At 49.5% G+C, this 18,059-nt stretch carries 18 protein-coding genes; all 18 read left to right on the forward strand.

Features of this window, described 5'->3' with window-relative positions; all coding sequences use genetic code 11:
* Positions 1-113: 113 nt before the first annotated feature.
* The 18 genes from rpoB to rpsQ all read left to right on the forward strand — a co-directional run bounded on the left by rpoB (position 114) and on the right by rpsQ (position 18,034).
* Complete coding sequence (gene rpoB, locus ACZOWY_RS00695; protein WP_484391581.1) at positions 114-3,878, forward strand: DNA-directed RNA polymerase subunit beta; 3,765 nt, start codon at positions 114-116, stop codon at positions 3,876-3,878.
* An 18-nt stretch (positions 3,879-3,896) separates the two neighbouring features.
* Positions 3,897-7,928 carry a DNA-directed RNA polymerase subunit beta' gene (gene rpoC, locus ACZOWY_RS00700; RefSeq protein ID WP_484391586.1) on the forward strand — a complete coding sequence of 1,344 codons (4,032 nt, stop codon included), beginning with the start codon at positions 3,897-3,899 and terminating at the stop codon, positions 7,926-7,928.
* A 239-nt stretch (positions 7,929-8,167) separates the two neighbouring features.
* Complete coding sequence (locus ACZOWY_RS00705; protein WP_484391589.1) at positions 8,168-8,419, forward strand: L7Ae/L30e/S12e/Gadd45 family ribosomal protein; 252 nt, start codon at positions 8,168-8,170, stop codon at positions 8,417-8,419.
* Between the two features lie 64 nt (positions 8,420-8,483).
* Positions 8,484-8,864, forward strand: coding sequence for a 30S ribosomal protein S12 (rpsL, locus tag ACZOWY_RS00710; protein ID WP_484391593.1), 381 nt, complete (start codon positions 8,484-8,486; stop codon positions 8,862-8,864).
* Positions 8,865-8,924: 60 nt separating this feature from the next.
* Positions 8,925-9,395: a 30S ribosomal protein S7 gene (gene rpsG, locus ACZOWY_RS00715; protein WP_484391596.1), complete on the forward strand. Its 471-nt coding sequence runs from the start codon at positions 8,925-8,927 to the stop codon at positions 9,393-9,395.
* A gap of 38 nt (positions 9,396-9,433) precedes the next feature.
* Positions 9,434-11,542 carry an elongation factor G gene (fusA, locus tag ACZOWY_RS00720; protein ID WP_484391599.1) on the forward strand — a complete coding sequence of 703 codons (2,109 nt, stop codon included), beginning with the start codon at positions 9,434-9,436 and terminating at the stop codon, positions 11,540-11,542.
* A gap of 61 nt (positions 11,543-11,603) precedes the next feature.
* Complete coding sequence (gene tuf / locus ACZOWY_RS00725) at positions 11,604-12,797, forward strand: elongation factor Tu (RefSeq protein ID WP_093729258.1); 1,194 nt, start codon at positions 11,604-11,606, stop codon at positions 12,795-12,797.
* A gap of 190 nt (positions 12,798-12,987) precedes the next feature.
* Entirely contained in the window at positions 12,988-13,299 is a 312-nt protein-coding gene (gene rpsJ, locus ACZOWY_RS00730; protein ID WP_484391604.1) for a 30S ribosomal protein S10, read from the forward strand.
* Between the two features lie 13 nt (positions 13,300-13,312).
* Positions 13,313-13,951 carry a 50S ribosomal protein L3 gene (gene rplC / locus ACZOWY_RS00735; protein WP_484391609.1) on the forward strand — a complete coding sequence of 213 codons (639 nt, stop codon included), beginning with the start codon at positions 13,313-13,315 and terminating at the stop codon, positions 13,949-13,951.
* Between the two features lie 29 nt (positions 13,952-13,980).
* Positions 13,981-14,610, forward strand: a complete 630-nt coding sequence (gene rplD, locus ACZOWY_RS00740) for a 50S ribosomal protein L4 (protein WP_484391612.1) — start codon at positions 13,981-13,983, stop codon at positions 14,608-14,610.
* Positions 14,610-14,900, forward strand: a complete 291-nt coding sequence (gene rplW, locus ACZOWY_RS00745; RefSeq protein WP_484391616.1) for a 50S ribosomal protein L23 — start codon at positions 14,610-14,612, stop codon at positions 14,898-14,900. The genes rplD and rplW overlap by 1 nt, the downstream gene beginning before the upstream one ends.
* A 13-nt stretch (positions 14,901-14,913) precedes the next feature.
* Positions 14,914-15,744, forward strand: coding sequence for a 50S ribosomal protein L2 (gene rplB / locus ACZOWY_RS00750; protein WP_484391621.1), 831 nt, complete (start codon positions 14,914-14,916; stop codon positions 15,742-15,744).
* A 25-nt stretch (positions 15,745-15,769) separates the two neighbouring features.
* Entirely contained in the window at positions 15,770-16,051 is a 282-nt protein-coding gene (gene rpsS / locus ACZOWY_RS00755) for a 30S ribosomal protein S19 (RefSeq protein WP_093912292.1), read from the forward strand.
* Between the two features lie 10 nt (positions 16,052-16,061).
* Positions 16,062-16,394, forward strand: coding sequence for a 50S ribosomal protein L22 (rplV, locus tag ACZOWY_RS00760; RefSeq protein ID WP_484391624.1), 333 nt, complete (start codon positions 16,062-16,064; stop codon positions 16,392-16,394).
* A 27-nt stretch (positions 16,395-16,421) separates the two neighbouring features.
* Positions 16,422-17,093, forward strand: a complete 672-nt coding sequence (gene rpsC, locus ACZOWY_RS00765; RefSeq protein WP_484391629.1) for a 30S ribosomal protein S3 — start codon at positions 16,422-16,424, stop codon at positions 17,091-17,093.
* Position 17,094: 1 nt separating this feature from the next.
* Positions 17,095-17,550 carry a 50S ribosomal protein L16 gene (gene rplP, locus ACZOWY_RS00770; protein ID WP_484391633.1) on the forward strand — a complete coding sequence of 152 codons (456 nt, stop codon included), beginning with the start codon at positions 17,095-17,097 and terminating at the stop codon, positions 17,548-17,550.
* Positions 17,547-17,741 carry a 50S ribosomal protein L29 gene (gene rpmC / locus ACZOWY_RS00775; RefSeq protein WP_093729248.1) on the forward strand — a complete coding sequence of 65 codons (195 nt, stop codon included), beginning with the start codon at positions 17,547-17,549 and terminating at the stop codon, positions 17,739-17,741. Before rplP ends, rpmC begins: the two co-directional genes overlap by 4 nt.
* Positions 17,742-17,773: 32 nt before the next feature.
* On the forward strand, positions 17,774-18,034 hold the full coding sequence (rpsQ, locus tag ACZOWY_RS00780; RefSeq protein WP_093729247.1) for a 30S ribosomal protein S17: 261 nt from the start codon (positions 17,774-17,776) through the stop codon (positions 18,032-18,034).
* The last annotated feature ends 25 nt before the right edge of the window (positions 18,035-18,059 follow it).

Here is an 18,059-nt window from a genome sequence, read left to right on the forward strand (position 1 = left end):
GTCTGATCTGAATAACAGGGTGATCTTGCGGTAAGACCCTTGTTTTTTTTGGCTTTAGACAACGTGCATAGTTTTGTATTGCCTGACTTATATAACAAGGAGTGAGGACCTACATGTTTAAACCGGTTCAGACAGGTGACAGGACCCGGTATAGCTTTGGCAAAATTAAAGAAGTTTTGCCAATGCCTCATTTGATTGACCTGCAAAGGAAATCCTATGAGTGGTTCATGAGCGATGGATTAGATGAGATTTTCCGTGATATTTCCCCGATTAAAGATTTTAACGGGAATCTGGAACTCTCTTTTCAGCGCTTCGAAATCGGCGAACCTAAATATACCATCGAAGAATGTAAAGAACGGGACGCTTCATATTCTGCTCCGTTGAATGTGAATGTTCTGCTGCTGAATAAAGATACGGGAGAAATCAAGGAATCCCGTGTATTTATGGGTGATTTTCCCTTAATGACCCCGACGGGGACCTTCGTGATCAACGGGGCGGAACGTGTCATTGTCAGTCAGCTGGTTCGTTCTCCCGGGGTTTATTATGATAAAGTAATGGATCCCAGTGCTATCTTCTTATATGGAACGACGGTAATCCCGAACCGTGGCGCCTGGATTGAATTTGAAACAGATTTAAATCATGTGATCTATGCGCGTGTGGACAGGACCCGAAAAGTGCCGGCTACAGTACTGCTTCGGGCCATGGGTATGGAAACCAATGAAGAAATTCTGGAATTCTTTGGCGATACCCAGATTGAAAACCATACGGAAGACGGGACGGAAATTATTGAAGCAGTGAAAGCAACACTGGAAAAGGACAGCACGACCAATTGCGAAGAAGCAATGATCGAACTGTATAAAAAGCTTCGTCCCGGTGAACCGCCTGCGTTTGAAAATGCCAAACAGCTGATTGAACAGACATTCTTTGACAGCAAGCGCTACGATCTGGCTTATGTGGGCCGTTATAAACTGAACAAAAAACTGGGCTGGAGAAACCGGCTTCAGGATTGCGTACTGGCAGAACCGCTGGTTGATAAGGAAACCGGCGAGATCATCGTTCCGGAAGGAACCCTGATGACCGATGAAGTACTGGACAAGGTGGAAGAAAGCCAGGTCTATAAAGAATATGGCATTTACCAGCTGAAAATTAAGGAGTTAAGCGGAAAAGTACTCCGTATCGTCTTTACCTCCGGTATTCCCGAAACGCTCCGTACGATCACAAAAGAAGATATTTTCGCTTCCTTTGGCTATTTGCTGAATGTGATGGACGGGCATGGTGAAAAAGATGACATTGACCATTTAGGCAACCGTCGTGTCCGCTGCGTAGGCGAACTGCTGCAGAACCAGTTCCGTATCGGTCTGGCCCGTATGGAACGTGTGGTAAAAGAACGCATGACCATTCAGGATGTGTACATTATCAAACCTGAAGCATTGATCAATATCCGCCCGGTCGTTGCGGCAATCAAGGAATTCTTTGGCAGCAGCCAGCTGTCCCAGTTTATGGATCAGAACAATCCGCTGGCGGAACTGACGCATAAACGGCGTCTCTCTGCATTGGGACCCGGCGGCCTGTCCAGGGAACGTGCCGGCTATGAAGTCCGTGACGTACACAACTCCCATTACGGGCGCATGTGCCCCATTGAAACCCCTGAAGGTCCTAACATCGGTTTGATCGGTTCCCTTTCTACCTTTGCGGTAATTAACAGGTTTGGTTTTATTGAAACGCCTTACCGCAAAGTAGATAAAGAACATAAACGGGTTACCAATGAAATTGAATATCTGACTGCTGATGAGGAAGATAAATATATTGTTGCGCAGGCCAACGAACCGCTGGATGACGAGGGATATTTCCTTGGTGAACGCGTTACGGCCCGCCGCAAGAATGACGTACTGAGCATAAGGCCGGAACGTGCTGATTATATGGACGTTTCGCCGAAACAGGTAGTATCGATTGCAACAGCCCTTATTCCGTTCCTGGAACACGATGACGCCAACCGCGCGCTGATGGGCGCCAACATGCAGCGTCAGGCAGTACCTCTGCTGACCCCGCAGGCTCCTGTTGTCGGCACCGGTATGGAATATAAAGTCGCGACTGACTCCGGTAACTGTATATTGGCAAAGCATGCCGGTGAAGTCATCCGGGTAACCGGCGATGAGATCCAGATCCGCACGGAAAACGGCGATATTGATACGTATGAAGTACTGAAGTTCAAACGTTCCAACCAGAGTACCTGTGTGAATCAGAAGCCGATCGTTTTCAAGGGTGACTATGTTAAAGCGAACCAGGTTCTGGCGGACGGTCCTGCTACGGACCGCGGGGAACTGGCGTTAGGCCATAACGTTATCGTAGCTTATATGCCCTGGGAAGGCTACAACTACGAAGACGCGATCCTGCTGTCAGAAGATCTGGTAAGGGACGATACCTATACGTCTATCCATATTGAGGAATATAACTGTGATTCCCGCGACACCAAACTGGGACCGGAACAGATTACCAGGGATATTCCCAATGTTTCCGAAGCGGCCCGTAAAGACCTGGATGAACGCGGTATCATCCGGATCGGTGCGGAAGTACGCCCCGGCGATATTCTTGTAGGAAAAGTTACACCGAAAGGTGAAACCGAATTATCTGCGGAAGAACGCCTTGTACGGGCAGTATTTAATGAGAAAGCCCGTGAGGAACGGGACAGCTCGTTGCGTGTTCCCCACGGTGAAACAGGCATTATTGTCAGTGTTAAAGTATTTACCCGTGAAAACGGTGACGAACTGCCTCCGGGAGTAAACGAACAGGTCCGTATCCATATAGCGCAGAAACGTAAGATCCGTGCGGGCGATAAGATGTCCGGCCGTCACGGCAATAAGGGCGTAGTATCCCGTATTTTACCCCGGGAAGATATGCCGTTCCTGCCCAATGGCGAACCGGTCCAGATCGTTCTGAACCCGTTAGGCGTTCCCTCCCGTATGAACATTGGCCAGATTCTGGAAACTCATTTAGGATGGGCCGCTCTGGCTCTTGGTATGAAGATACAGCGTAAAGAACCCGGTATTGGGGAACAGCTGAAAGAAACCGGTTATGAATTAGACACATATGGCATGCCCAAGCTGACAGACATTGGATATGCAGGCAATGCGAAGCTGAGTGCGGTTAAGATGGCCGTTCCTGTATTCGACAGCGCTAATGAAGAAGATCTTCAGAACATGGTGAAATTATCCGGTGTAAGCCCGATGGGCAAGACGATCCTGTACGACGGACGTACCGGTGAGCCGTTTGCCAACCCCGTAACCGTCGGCTGCGTTTATATGTTGAAACTGCACCACCTGGTAGATGACAAGATCCATGCCCGTTCCACCGGTCCGTACTCCCTGGTTACCCAGCAGCCTTTGGGCGGCAAGGCCCAGTTTGGCGGACAGCGTTTCGGTGAAATGGAAGTCTGGGCACTGGAAGCCTATGGCGCAGCATACACGCTGCAGGAAATCCTGACCGTAAAATCTGACGATGTGGTTGGACGTGTCAAGACGTATGAATCTATCGTTAAGGGCGAAAATGTTCCGGAACCGGGCGTTCCCGAATCGTTCAAAGTTTTGGTGAAGGAGCTTCAGAGCATCGGGCTGGATATTCGCGTGCTGGACGAAGACGGTGAAGATATTTCCCTGCAGGATGAAGAAGATGAGGCAGTGGAAGCTTCTCCGGAAACCCTGGCAGAACTGCAGGGGGATGCTCCGGTTGTCGTTCCGGAGGCTTCGAAAGAATCTACCGCCTATAATGAAGAAGAACAATATAACGGTACAGAGCAGGAAGACGACAGCATTGCCGATTTAGGTAATTTAAGCGAAACAACGATGGAAGAACTGTCCGGTTCTGATGATGAGTTTAATTAAGAAGGGAGCGAGGGGTTCTTGTTAGACGTTAACAATTTTAATTCCATGCGCATTGGACTTGCTTCTCCGGAACTGATCCGGTCATGGTCTTATGGGGAAGTAAAAAAGCCTGAAACCATCAACTACAGAACATTAAAACCCGAAACAGACGGTCTGTTCTGTGAAAGAATCTTTGGCCCCATCAAAGACTGGGAGTGTCATTGCGGAAAGTATAAACGGATCCGTTATAAGGGAATCGTCTGTGATAAATGCGGCGTTGAAGTGACCCGTTCCAAGGTCCGCCGTGACCGTATGGGACATATTGAACTGGCGGCGCCTGTTTCCCATATCTGGTATTTTAAGGGGATTCCCAGCCGGATGGGCCTGATTCTGGATGTATCTCCCCGGAGCCTGGAAAGAGTTTTGTATTTCGTGAACTACATTGTTTTGGATCCGGGCGATACGCCGTTGCAGAAAAAACAGCTTTTAACAGAAGCAGAATACATGAGCAACCGGGACAAATACGGCGATCAGTTCCGCGCTGAGATGGGGGCTTCTGCTGTTAAAGAACTGCTGGAGGAAATTGACGTTGATGCTTTGGTCGCGGAACTCCGGGAGGAACTGAAAGAAGCAACCGGCCAGAAGAAGGTCCGTATCGTGCGCAGGCTGGAAGTTGCGGAAGCGTTCCAAAAATCGGGTAACAAACCGTCCTGGATGATTTTGGATGTGGTTCCGGTTATCCCTCCTGACCTGCGTCCCATGGTACAGCTCGACGGCGGACGTTTTGCTACCAGTGATCTGAATGATTTGTACCGTCGTGTCATCAACCGTAATAACCGTTTGAAACGGTTGTTGGAACTGCATGCGCCGGATATTATTGTCCGTAATGAAAAGCGTATGCTGCAGGAAGCCGTAGACGCGCTGATCGATAACGGCCGTCGCGGTCGTCCGATCGTAGGCCCCGGCAACCGTCCTCTGAAATCGTTATCCGATATGCTGAAGGGCAAACAGGGACGTTTCCGTCAGAACCTGCTGGGCAAACGCGTTGACTATTCCGGCCGTTCCGTTATCGTGGTAGGGCCTGAAATGAAAATGCACCAGTGCGGCCTGCCGAAGGAAATGGCATTGGAACTTTTCAAGCCTTTCGTTATGAAACGCCTCCAGGACAAAGATCCTTCCCTTAATATCCGTGCGGCAAAACGTATGGTGGAACGGGCTACCCCGGGAGTCTGGGATGTTTTGGAAGAAGTAATCAAGGAACATCCGGTATTACTGAACCGTGCACCGACGCTTCACCGCCTGGGCATCCAGGCATTTGAGCCTGTTCTGACCGAAGGCCGTGCCATCACGTTGCATCCGCTGGTATGTACTGCTTATAACGCTGACTTTGACGGCGACCAGATGGCGGTTCATCTGCCGCTTTCCGTAGAGGCACAGGCAGAAGCGCGCCTGATGATGATGTCTGTGAATAATATTCTGGCCCCGAAAGACGGGAAGCCTGTAGCCGTGCCTACTCAGGATATGGTTCTGGGCGCGTATTATATGACTATCGAACGGCCCGGTGCCAAGGGCGAAGGCAACCGTTACAGCAGCCTTCATGAAGCTTTAATGGCATACTATCATAAATATCTTGACCTGCAGGCAAAAATCTGGATCCTGATCCCCAACAAAGATATTGTGAATGAACCGCAGAATGAGGGGAAGAGTCTGGTAGAGACTACGATAGGCAATGCGATTTACAATGAAGAACTGCCGAAAGAACTGCGCTTCTTCAGCAAACGGAAAAACGAAGAAACCGGCGAAGAGTACTGGCATCTGGGCCAACTGATCACCAAAAAGGAACTGGGCAAGCTGGTTGCCAAAGCGCATAAGCTTTACGGCAATCTGGGCACTGCCAATGTACTGGATATTGTGAAGAAAATGGGTTACGACAATGCCTGCAATTCCGGTATTTCCATTGCAGTTTCCGACATCCACGTTCCTCAGGGTAAGCAGGAGATCATCCAGACATCTGAAAAACAGGTTGACCGGACGGAAGCAATGTACCGCCGCGGCCTGATGACCGATGAAGAACGTTATAAAAAGGTCGTTGACATTTGGAATAAGGCAACGGATGATGTAGCAGAGCTGCTGAAAGAAGCTAACACAGCGGATAAATTTAACCCGATTGCCATGATGGCCGATTCAGGCGCCCGCGGCAGTATTGACCAGATCAAACAGCTGGCCGGTATGCGCGGTCTGATGGCGGATCCTTCCGGCCGTATCATTGACCGGCCTGTAAAATCCAACTTCCGTGAAGGCCTGACGATTTTGGAATACTTTATTTCCAGCCATGGCGCCCGTAAAGGTCTGGCAGATACTGCCTTGCGTACGGCTGACTCCGGTTACCTGACCCGCCGTCTGGTAGACGTGGCGCAGGATGTCATCGTCCGCGAAGACGACTGTGATATCCATACCTGTAACCTGGTAAAAGAACGGAACCGTCTGTGCAAGGCCGAATTGGGAGCCAGTGCGAAAAAGATCCGTTCTAAAGTGATAGGCCGTATGCTTGCCGCAACGATTATTAATGAAGAGACGGGCGCTCCTATTGCCGAATCCGATACGATTATTTCCAATGAAGTTTATAACCGTCTGATGGATGCCAAGGTTACTTCCATCAGCATCTATGTTCCGGATGGCGACGGTACTGAAGAAGCACGTGAAGATGTTGTCATTAACATACCGGAAGAGTTTGCAAACAGCAAGATCAAAGAACTCCTGATGCATCATTATGCAAATAAAGAAGTATCGGAAGATGTTGTCAACGGCAACGGTGAAGTTCTGGTCGGTGCAGGTGCGACATTGACAGAGGAGGATATTGACAGGGTTCTCCAAGATGGAACAGTGAGTGAGATTTCTGTCCGGAACAATGAAATTGACGGAATTGAAATTGAAGCAATCACAGAAAACGGGACTGAGATCGAATCACTGCATGACCGTATCATAGGCCGGACTCTGGCAGAAGATATCAAAGATGCGGACGGCAACGTGCTGTTCCACATCAATGATTATATTACGGAAGATATGGCAGATCAGATCGCTGTGATGCGCGATAAAGTCAAAATCCGTACGGTGCTGACCTGTAAGTCCAAATTCGGCGTGTGCCGTAAATGTTACGGCCGTAACCTGGCAACAGACCATAACGTGGACGTGGGCGAAGCAGTCGGCACGATTGCTGCCCAGGCTATCGGCGAACCGGGTACCCAGCTGACCATGCGTACTTTCCATACGGGCGGCGTTGCCGGTGCAGACGATATTACACAGGGTCTGCCCCGTGTAGAGGAACTGTTTGAAGCCCGTAAGCCTAAACATCCGGGTATCCTGGCAGAAAATGCAGGTACAGTCCATATTGTGGAAGAAGCCGGTCAGAAACAGCGCAAGGTCATCATTACAGGAAATCCTGATGATGAAGTGGTGGAACAGACTTATAGTATTCCGTATGGCGCCAAGCTTTCGGTTGTGGAAGGCGATGAGGTTGAAGTAGGCAGCCGTCTGACAGAAGGTTCACTGAATCCTCATGACATTCTGCGGATTCTGGGACCCCAGGCAACACAGCGGTATATCGTACAGCAGGTGCTCAGCGTCTATAAGTCTCAGGGCGTAGGTATCAATGATAAGCACATTGAAGTTATGGTGCGTCAGATGATGCGCAAGATCCGCATTGAAGATGCCGGAGATACATCCATGCTGCCGGGTGAATATATTGATATCGGTGAGTACACAGAACAGAATGCGGCGGCTGTGGCTGAAGGCAAGGAACCGGCAAAAGGGAAACCGATCCTGCTGGGTATCACCAAAGCTTCCCTTGCTACGGATTCCTTCCTGTCTGCGGCTTCCTTCCAGGAAACAACCCGGGTTCTGACTGATGCAGCAATTAAAGGAAAGGTTGATCCGCTGCTGGGTCTGAAGGAAAATGTCATTATCGGTAAGCTGATTCCGGCAGGTACCGGCATGAGCCGTTACCGTGACGTGAAGGTTAAGTACCTGACTGATGCCGGCCAGGGCGAAGGGCCGGAAAGTGGAGACAAGTAAGCAGTCCGATCTGAAAAGAAAGCACAATGAGTGAAAAAATAACCATGGTACGATTAAAAGTATCATGGTTATTTTATTGGCAGATATGATACACCAGGATACGTGTAAAAACAGAACCGCTTAAAAACATAGCTTGACGTGATAAAAATTATTAAAAAAGTGTTGACACGCTATGTAAAAGATGTTACAATACACAAGTCTCACGGGATAAGTGCGCTCATTTTGAAGGAGTGAATTCAATGAGTCTGGACGAGCTGAAGACAGCCGGGGCTAAGGTTGTAGGGGTTAAGCAGACAGCAAAAGCCCTGCAGAAAAAAACAGCTTCGAAAGTTTATATCGCGGCAGATGCGGAGGAACATATCACGGCTCCCATCAAGGCGGAATGCGAAAAGCAAAATATATCCTGCCTGATCGTGGAAAGCATGCAGGTGTTAGGCAAGGCCTGCGGCATCCATGCGGGTGCTTCTGCAGCGGCGATACTGAACAACTGATAGGGATCCCGGAAACGGGGTTTTTATAAATACTAAATCTAATTGACAGAAAGGAGGTGCCGATATGCCAACAATTAATCAGCTGATCCGTAAGGGCAGAGAGGTGCTGAGAACCAAATCCACTGCGCCGGCATTAAAAGAATGTCCGCAGAAACGTGGTGTGTGCACCCGTGTATACACCACCACACCGAAAAAACCTAACTCTGCACTGCGTAAAGTTGCTCGTGTACGTTTAACCAACGGCATTGAAGTAACAGCTTATATTCCGGGTATCGGTCACAATCTGCAGGAACATTCCGTTGTTCTGATCAGGGGCGGCCGTGTAAAGGACCTGCCTGGCGTGCGTTATCATATCATTCGTGGTTCTCTGGATACTGCCGGCGTTGCAAACCGCAATCAGGGCCGTTCCAAGTACGGTGCAAAACGCGCAAAAGCTAAGAAATAATTCTTGCGCAAAACCAAAATTAATTGAGAAATTACGAATTGATATAAAGGAGTGAAAAGCATGCCGAGAAAAGGCGCAGTTCCAAAAAGAGACGTACTGCCGGATCCGGTGTACGGTTCCAAATTATTAACCAGATTTATTAACAAAGTAATGCTGGACGGTAAGAAAGGCGTTGCTGAACGCATCGTATATGATGCATTTGACGTAATCCGTTCCAAGACGGGCAAAGATCCGCTGGAAGTATTTGATGCCGCTATGAAGAACGTGATGCCCCTGCTGGAAGTACGGGCTCGTCGTGTAGGCGGCGCAAACTACCAGGTTCCTGTAGAAGTTCGTGCAGAGCGCAAAACCACCCTGGGTATCCGCTGGCTGGTAAATTATGCTCGCCTCCGTGGTGAAAGAACCATGTGCGAACGCGTTGCCGGCGAAATCATGGATGCCGCCAATGGTACCGGCGCTGCTGTTAAAAAGCGTGAAGATACCCACAAGATGGCAGAAGCAAACAAAGCGTTTGCACATTACCGCTGGTAATGGCCCGGTCCTGTTGAATTATTGAGGAGGATAAAAGAGTGGGCAGACTAATTCCGCTGGAAAGAACAAGAAATATCGGCATTATGGCTCACATCGATGCCGGTAAGACGACTACCACGGAACGCATCCTGTTCTACACCGGTAAGACCCATAAGATCGGTGAAGTTCATGACGGCGCAGCCACCATGGACTGGATGGTTCAGGAACAGGAACGTGGTATCACCATTACTTCCGCTGCAACGACCTGCATGTGGAACGGTTCCGAAAAGCAGTACGATACGCACCGTATCAACATCATCGATACTCCGGGTCACGTTGACTTCACGGTTGAAGTTGAACGTTCCCTGCGTGTGCTGGACGGAACAATTGCAGTATTTTCTGCCAAGGGCGGTGTAGAACCCCAGTCTGAAACCGTATGGCGCCAGGCTGACGAGTACAAAGTACCGCGTATGGCATATGTCAATAAGATGGACATCATCGGTGCTGACTTCTTCCATGTTATGGACATGATGCGCGACCGGCTGAACGCAAACCCGGTTGCCCTTCAGGTTCCTATCGGATGCGAAGACCAGTTCCAGGGCATGGTTGACCTGATCCGGATGAAAGCGATCGTTTACAGCGATGATATGGGTAAGGAAGAAGAATTCGTTGAGATTCCTGCCGATATGAAAGAACAGGCTGAAGAATATCGCGGCATCCTGGTAGAAACCGTTGCCGAAGGCGACGACGACCTGATGATGAAATATCTGGAAGGTGAAGAAATCACCAACGAAGAACTGAAAGCAGCGATCCGCAAAGAAACGATTGAATGTAAACTGAATCCGGTATTCTGCGGTTCTTCCTATAAGAACAAAGGTATTCAGCCCCTGCTGGACGCGGTTGTGGATTACATGCCGGCTCCGACGGATATCGAGAGTATTAAGGGCATCAACCCGGAAACCGGCGAAGAAGATTTCCGTCCGACTTCCGACAACGAGCCGTTCTCCGCGCTGGCATTCAAGATTGCAACCGACCCCTTTGTAGGAAAGCTTGGATTCTTCCGTGTATATTCCGGTATGATTACTGCCGGTTCCTACGTTTACAACTCTTCCAAAGATAAACGCGAACGCATGGGCCGCATCCTGCTGATGCATGCCAATCACCGGGAAGAAATCCCGGAAGCATATTCCGGAGATATCGCAGCGGCTGTAGGCCTGAAGTTTACAACGACCGGTGACACGCTCTGCGATGAGAAAGCTCCGATTATTCTGGAGTCCATGGTATTCCCTGAGCCGGTTATCTCCGTTGCGGTAGAGCCGAAGACAAAAGCAGACCAGGAAAAGATGGGCATTGCCCTTCAGAAACTGGCGGAAGAAGATCCGACCTTCAAGGTGCATACGGATCCCGAGACCGCGCAGACCATCATCTCCGGTATGGGCGAGCTGCATCTGGATATCATCGTTGACCGTCTGCTCCGTGAATTCCGGGTAGGCTGCAACGTAGGCAATCCGCAGGTTGCGTACCGTGAGACGATCCGCAAGGCAGTTAAAGCGGAAGGCAAGTTCATCCGTCAGTCCGGCGGTAAAGGCCAGTACGGCCATTGCTGGCTGGAAATCACCCCGTTGGAAATGGGCGCGGGCTTTACCTTTGACAACAAGGTTGTGGGCGGTGCGATTCCGAAAGAATACATTGCTCCGATTGAAGCCGGTGTCAAGGAAGCGATGGAAAGCGGCGTTGTAGCCGGATACCCGATGGTAGACATTGGCGTTACCGTATATGACGGTTCTTACCATGAAGTTGACTCTTCGGAAATGGCATTCAAGATTGCCGGCTCCATGGGCTTCAAGGCAGGTGCGGAAAAAGCTTCCCCGGTTCTGCTGGAGCCGTACATGAAAGTAGATATCACCGTGCCGGAAGAATACATGGGCGATGTTATCGGTGACGTGAACTCCCGCCGCGGACGTATTGAGGGTATGGAAGCGCGTAACGGCGCACAGGTTATCCACTCCTTCGTACCGCTGGCATCCATGTTCGGTTACGCAACGGACCTGCGCAGCAAGACCCAGGGCCGCGGCACCTACACTATGCAGGTTGACCACTACGAAGAAGTACCCAAGAGTATTGCGGACGAAATCGTTGCTAAAAACAAAGGCACCAAAGCTGAATAATCAGTAATGCTGATCCTAAATAAATTTTAAATATATTTTACTTCTAAGGAGGAAGGAAAAAATGGCAAAGGCAAAGTTTGAAAGAACAAAACCGCATGTAAACATCGGCACCATCGGCCACGTTGACCATGGCAAAACCACCCTGACCGCTGCTATCACCAAAGTGCTGGCAGAAAGAGGCGGCGCACAGTTCATGGATTACAGCATGATCGATAAGGCTCCGGAAGAAAGAGAACGCGGTATCACCATTAACACCGCACACGTAGAATATGAGACGGCCAACCGTCACTATGCGCATGTTGACTGCCCGGGCCACGCTGACTATGTAAAGAACATGATCACCGGTGCTGCCCAGATGGACGGCGCGATCCTGGTTGTAAGCGCAGCTGACGGCCCGATGCCCCAGACCCGCGAACATATCCTGCTGTCCCGTCAGGTAGGCGTACCTGCCATGGTAGTATACCTGAACAAAGCTGACATGGTTGACGATGCAGAACTGATCGAACTGGTAGAAATGGAAGTTCGTGACCTGCTGAGCAGCTATGAATTCCCCGGCGATGACATTCCTATCGTTGTAGGTTCCGCTCTGAAAGCGCTGGAAGGCGACAAGAGCGAAATCGGCGAAGGCAGCATTCTGAAATTGATGGAAGAAGTAGACAACTACATTCCGACTCCGGAACGCCCGACTGACAAACCGTTCCTGATGCCTGTAGAAGACGTATTCACCATCACCGGCCGCGGCACTGTTGCTACCGGCCGTATCGAACGCGGTGCAGCTCATGTAGGCGACCCCGTAGAAATCGTTGGTATGAAAGACGAGAAGAAAGCAACCGTAATCACCGGTCTGGAAATGTTCCGCAAGACCCTGGACGAAGCCCTGGCAGGCGACAATGTAGGCGCTCTGCTGCGTGGTGTTGACCGCAAGGAAATCGAACGCGGCCAGGTACTGGCGAAACCGGGCAGCGTACATCCGCACACCCACTTCACTGGCCAGGTTTACGTACTGAAGAAAGAAGAAGGCGGCCGTCATACCCCGTTCTTTAACGGCTACCGTCCGCAGTTCTACTTCCGTACCACCGACGTAACCGGTTCCGTAAAACTGCCGGAAGGCACCGAGATGGTAATGCCTGGTGATAACGTAGACATGGAAATCACCCTGATCACCCCGATCGCTATGGAACAGGGCCTGCGCTTCGCTATTCGTGAAGGCGGTCATACCGTAGGCGCCGGCGTTGTTGGCGATATCATTGATTAATTTCTGAAATAGTGTTATAATATTGATCTTAGATCCCGGTATGAGGGGCGTAAGATAAGCCCCTCATATTCTTATGTTTATTGGTACCTGCGATGATGTGAAAGGTTGCTTGCCTGTCCTGCCTTGCAGACGGGGAGATTTTCACGGAGTATGTCCGTTCTTAGAAACTGGGCGATTGGAGGAAAAATTAATGGCTAAGACACAAAAAATCAGAATACGCCTGAAAGCGTATGACCACACCGCTCTGGATCAGAGCGCTGCAAAGATCGTGGACACTGCGAAACGTACCGGCGCACAGGTTTCCGGTCCGATTCCGCTGCCTACCGAAAAGAACATTTATACGATTCTGCGTTCCCCTCATGTCAACAAAGATTCCCGTGAGCAGTTCGAAATGCGCACTCACAAACGTCTGGTAGACATTCTGGAGCCGACTCCGAAAACGGTTGACGCGCTGATGCGTTTAGACCTGCCGGCCGGCGTAGACATCGAAATCAAACTGTGAGGAGGTGCTAACGATGGCTAAAGGAATTATTGGCAAAAAACTGGGCATGACCCAAATTTTTGAAGCTGATGGCAAGTTCATTCCTGTTACGGTTGTGTTAGCAGGCCCTTGCACAGTGATTCAAAATAAAACGGAAGAAACCGACGGATACAATGCGATCCAGGTTGGTTTTGGCGAAGTAAGTGAAAAGAAAGTAACGAAACCGGAAAAAGGACACTTCGCAAAAGCAGGTGTTGCTCCTGCTGAATTTGTTAAGGAATTACGTTTGGACGCTCCGTCCGACTTAAAACCGGGTGACGTAATCAAAGCCGACATTTTTGCTGCCGGAGATCTGGTAGATGTAAGCGGGATCAGCCGCGGCAAAGGCTTTGCAGGCACCATTAAGCTCCACAATTTCGGCCGTGGCCCTATGAAACACGGTTCTAAATCGCATCGTGAACCGGGTTCTATGGGACCGATGCATTCCGGCCCTGGCGGCAGGGTTATCAAAGGCAAAAAGCTGCCTGGCCGTATGGGTGGCAAGAATGCTACTGTTCAGTCTCTGACCATTGCCCGGGTTGACACTGAACGCAACCTTATCCTTGTACACGGTTCTATTCCGGGTGCCAACGGTACCTGCGTAGTAATCAAAGAAGCCGTTAAAGGTAAGTAATGTAAACGACAGAAAGGAGGATGCTTCATATGCCGAAGTTATCTGTATATAACATGGCCGGCAAAACAACCGGCGAAGAAATCGAATTAAATGAAGAAGTATTTGGCGTTGAGTTCAATGAACCTGTTGTACATCAGGCAATCGTAATGCAGCAGGCTAACCAGCGTCAGGGCACTTCCGCTACCAAAACCCGCGGCATGGTACGCGGCGGCGGCCGGAAACCCTGGAGACAGAAAGGAACCGGCCATGCACGTGTAGGTTCCACCCGCTCTCCTCTGTGGGTAGGCGGCGGTGTAACGTTTGGACCGCAGCCGCGCAGCTATAGAAAAGAAATGACCCGTAAGGCACGCCGTCTTGCAATCCGCTGCGCATTATCCGCAAAAGTTGCAGAAGGCCAGCTGGTTATCATCGACAATATTGCGTTTGATGATTTCAAAACCAAACGCACTGTTGAGATGCTGGATGCGTTCGAAGCTGCAGATAATAAAACCCTGATCATCACCAACGGTGAAAACGAAAATGTTGAACTGTCCGCCCGCAACATCCGCAAAGTTACCGTCATCAACAACGGCGGCCTGAACTGCTTTGACCTGTTGCACAATAATAAAGTGTTCCTGGACAAGAATGCTGTAGAAAAGATTGAGGAGGTACTTGCATAATGGCTGCTAATCCTCGCGACGTATTGATCCGCCCGCTCATTACGGAAAAAACTTCCTTAATGATGCAGGACAACAAATATACTTTTAAAGTTCCATTAACCGCGAACAAGACCGAAATCCGTCAGGCTGTAGAATCCATCTGGAATGTAAAAGTTTTGTCCGTAACCACGATCCGTGTCAGCGGCAAAATGAAACGGATGGGCAGAAATGTTGGCCGGACGTCAGATTATAAAAAGGCAATCGTAAGACTGGCTGAAGGCCAGACACTGCCGATATTTGAAGGAATGTAAGGAGGTAAGCTCAATGGCGATTAAAAGCTACAATCCGTATTCTCCTTCGAGACGTTTCATGACAACGTCTTCCTTCGAAGAGATTACGACTGATAAACCCTATCGTCCGCTTCTTGAGAAGCTGAACAAACATGCCGGCCGCAACAACACCGGTAAAATGACTGTCCGTCATCAGGGCGGCGGCACAAAGAGACAGTACCGTATCATCGACTTCAAACGCAACAAAGATGGCATTCCTGCTAAAGTTGCTACCATCGAGTACGATCCGAACCGCAATGCCCGCATTGCCCTGCTGAACTATGCAGACGGCGAAAAACGCTACATTCTGGCTCCTCTGGACCTGAAGGTTGGCGATAAAGTAGAAAGCGGCCCGGATGCCGATATCAAAATTGGCAACTGCCTGCCTTTAAAAAACATTCCCGTTGGTACCCTGGTTCACAACGTGGAACTGAAAATCGGTAAAGGCGGTCAGATGGCACGCTCTGCCGGCGCTGTTGTACAGCTGATGGCTAAAGAAGGCGACTACGCACTGCTGCGCCTGCCTTCCGGCGAAGTACGTAAAGTACATATCAACTGCCGCGCTACTGTAGGCCAGGTTGGTAATCTGGAATTCGAAAACCTCACCATTGGTAAAGCCGGCCGTTCCCGTTGGCTGGGCATCCGTCCTGCTAACCGCGGCGTAGTTATGAACCCGAACGACCATCCGCATGGCGGCGGTGAAGGTCACAGCCCGGTAGGACGTAAACGTCCTGTTACCCCCTGGGGCAAAGCTGCGTTTGGTGTTCGTACCCGCAAGAACAAGAAATCTTCAACTAAATTAATCTTAAGCCGTAGAACGAAATAATCGTTGAGAGAAAGGAGGCTTATCAGTGTCTAGATCAGTTAAAAAAGGACCTTATGTGCATCCCAGTCTGTTGAAAAAAGTCGATGCGCTGAATGCCGCGAATGATAAGAAGGTTGTAAAGACCTGGTCCCGCGCTTCTATGATTTTACCTTCGTTTGTAGGACATACCATTGCGGTACATGACGGACGCAAACATGTTCCGGTATTCATTACCGAGGATATGGTAGGCCATAAATTAGGAGAATTTGCTCCGACCCGTACTTTTAAGGGTCATCAGGATAAGAAAGCAGATACTACAGGAAAGTGAGGAATAAGTAATGGAAGTTAACGCTACTGCAAAATATATCCGCATTGCTCCTCGCAAACTGCGCATTGTGATGAACCTGATCCGCGGTAAAAAAGTGTCTGAAGCTTTCGCAATTTTGAAATTTACCCCGAAAGTCGGCTCTGAAGTTGTGGAAAAGGTATTGCGCAGCGCGGTTGCCAATGCTGAACATAATAACGATATGAATGTAGATAACCTGTATGTGTCTACTTGCTATGTAGACCAGGGTCCTACACTGAAACGTATTCATCCGCGTTCCCGTGGACAGGCATTCAAAATTTTGAAGCATTCCAGCCACGTGACCGTATGTGTTTCTGAGAAATAATAATCCCGGATAAGGAGGGTAATGATAGTGGGTCAGAAAGTTAATCCGCATGGTCTTCGTGTTGGCGTGATCAAAGGTTGGGAATCCAACTGGTTCGCTGACAAAGACTATGAAAAATTCTTACTGGAAGATATTAAAATCCGTGAGTTCATTAAAGAAAAATTATTCCTGTCCGGAATTTCCAAGGTAGATATCGAACGTGCCTCCAACAAGGCCCGTATTACGATCTACACCGCAAAACCGGGCATGGTTATCGGTCGTCAGGGCAGCAATATCGAACTGCTGAAAAAAGACCTGAAGAAAATGACCGACGCCAATGTTGACATCAATATCCAGGAAATCAAACAGCCGGATATGGATGCCACGCTGGTAGCTGAGAATATTGCCAGCCAGCTGGAACGTCGTATCGCATTCCGCCGTGCCATGAAACAGTGCGTTGGCCGTACCATGCGCATGGGAGCCAAAGGCATCAAAGTAAAAGTCGGCGGCCGCCTGGGCGGTGCAGAAATCGCCCGCAGCGAAAGCTATCGTGAAGGTTCCATTCCTCTGCACACGTTACGTGCTGATATCGATTACGGTACAGCAGAAGCCCATACCACGTATGGCCGTATCGGCGTAAAGGTCTGGATCTACAAAGGCGAAGTACTGCCGGGCACCAAAGCGGCAGCAAAGCCCGCATCCGCAAAGGAGGCAAAGTAACATGTTATTACCGAACAGAGTGAAACACCGTAAACAACACAGAGGCCGTATGAAAGGCCGTGCTATGCGCGGCAATACCATCTGCCATGGCGATTTTGGTCTGGTTGCATTGGAGCCTGCATGGATCACCAACCGCCAGATCGAGGCGGCCCGTATTGCCATGACCCGTTACATCAAACGTGGCGGTCAGGTATGGATTCAGATTTTCCCGGATAAACCGATCACCGCAAAACCGGCTGAAACCCGTATGGGTTCCGGTAAAGGTTCTCCGGAATATTGGGTAGCCGTAGTAAAACCCGGCCGTGTCCTGTTTGAAATGGGCGGCGTAGGAGAAGCAGAAGCAAAAGAAGCAATGCGTCTGGCCGGCCACAAGCTCCCCATCAAGACAAAATTCATGACGAAGGCTCAGTTGGAAGCCGAAACTGCCGTAGAAGCAAAGGGTGGTGAAGCTGAATGAAAATCAATGAAATCAGAGAGTTATCTGCTGAAGATTTAGACAAAAAGTTAGCAGAATTGAAAGAAGAACTGTTCAACTTACGTTTTCAGATGGCAACCGGACAATGTGAGAATCCCATGAAGATCCACGAAATTAAGAAATCCATTGCCAGAATCAAAACTGTTCAGCGCCAGAACGAAATCAACGCGTAAGGTTTTGAAGCTTAATTAAGGAGGAAACAGTCGTGACCGTAGAAAGAAACGCACGTGTCAGCCGTGTAGGCAGAGTTGTCAGCGATAAGATGCAGAAGACCATCGTTGTTGCTATTGAACGTTTTGTTCAGCATCCGCTCTACAAAAAAGGCGTAAAGAACACGATCAAATTCAAGGCACATGATGAAAACAACGAAGCGCATATCGGTGACCTGGTAAAAATTACCCAGACCCGTCCGCTGTCCAAAGATAAATGCTGGCGCCTGGTTGAAATTTTAGAACGTGCTAAATAATGTATTGCCAGATTACAGTGAATCT

The organism is Succiniclasticum sp. (assembly GCF_056977735.1).

Coding starts and splice junctions, on each gene's coding strand:
- rpoB (WP_484391581.1), top strand. CDS start 114: ATGTTTAAACCGGTTCAGACAGGTGACAGGACCCGGTATAGCTTTGGC.
- ACZOWY_RS00705 (WP_484391589.1), top strand. CDS start 8,168: ATGAGTCTGGACGAGCTGAAGACAGCCGGGGCTAAGGTTGTAGGGGTT.
- rpsL (WP_484391593.1), top strand. CDS start 8,484: ATGCCAACAATTAATCAGCTGATCCGTAAGGGCAGAGAGGTGCTGAGA.
- rpsG (WP_484391596.1), top strand. CDS start 8,925: ATGCCGAGAAAAGGCGCAGTTCCAAAAAGAGACGTACTGCCGGATCCG.
- tuf (WP_093729258.1), top strand. CDS start 11,604: ATGGCAAAGGCAAAGTTTGAAAGAACAAAACCGCATGTAAACATCGGC.
- rpsJ (WP_484391604.1), top strand. CDS start 12,988: ATGGCTAAGACACAAAAAATCAGAATACGCCTGAAAGCGTATGACCAC.
- rplC (WP_484391609.1), top strand. CDS start 13,313: ATGGCTAAAGGAATTATTGGCAAAAAACTGGGCATGACCCAAATTTTT.
- rplD (WP_484391612.1), top strand. CDS start 13,981: ATGCCGAAGTTATCTGTATATAACATGGCCGGCAAAACAACCGGCGAA.
- rplW (WP_484391616.1), top strand. CDS start 14,610: ATGGCTGCTAATCCTCGCGACGTATTGATCCGCCCGCTCATTACGGAA.
- rplB (WP_484391621.1), top strand. CDS start 14,914: ATGGCGATTAAAAGCTACAATCCGTATTCTCCTTCGAGACGTTTCATG.
- rplV (WP_484391624.1), top strand. CDS start 16,062: ATGGAAGTTAACGCTACTGCAAAATATATCCGCATTGCTCCTCGCAAA.
- rplP (WP_484391633.1), top strand. CDS start 17,095: ATGTTATTACCGAACAGAGTGAAACACCGTAAACAACACAGAGGCCGT.
- rpmC (WP_093729248.1), top strand. CDS start 17,547: ATGAAAATCAATGAAATCAGAGAGTTATCTGCTGAAGATTTAGACAAA.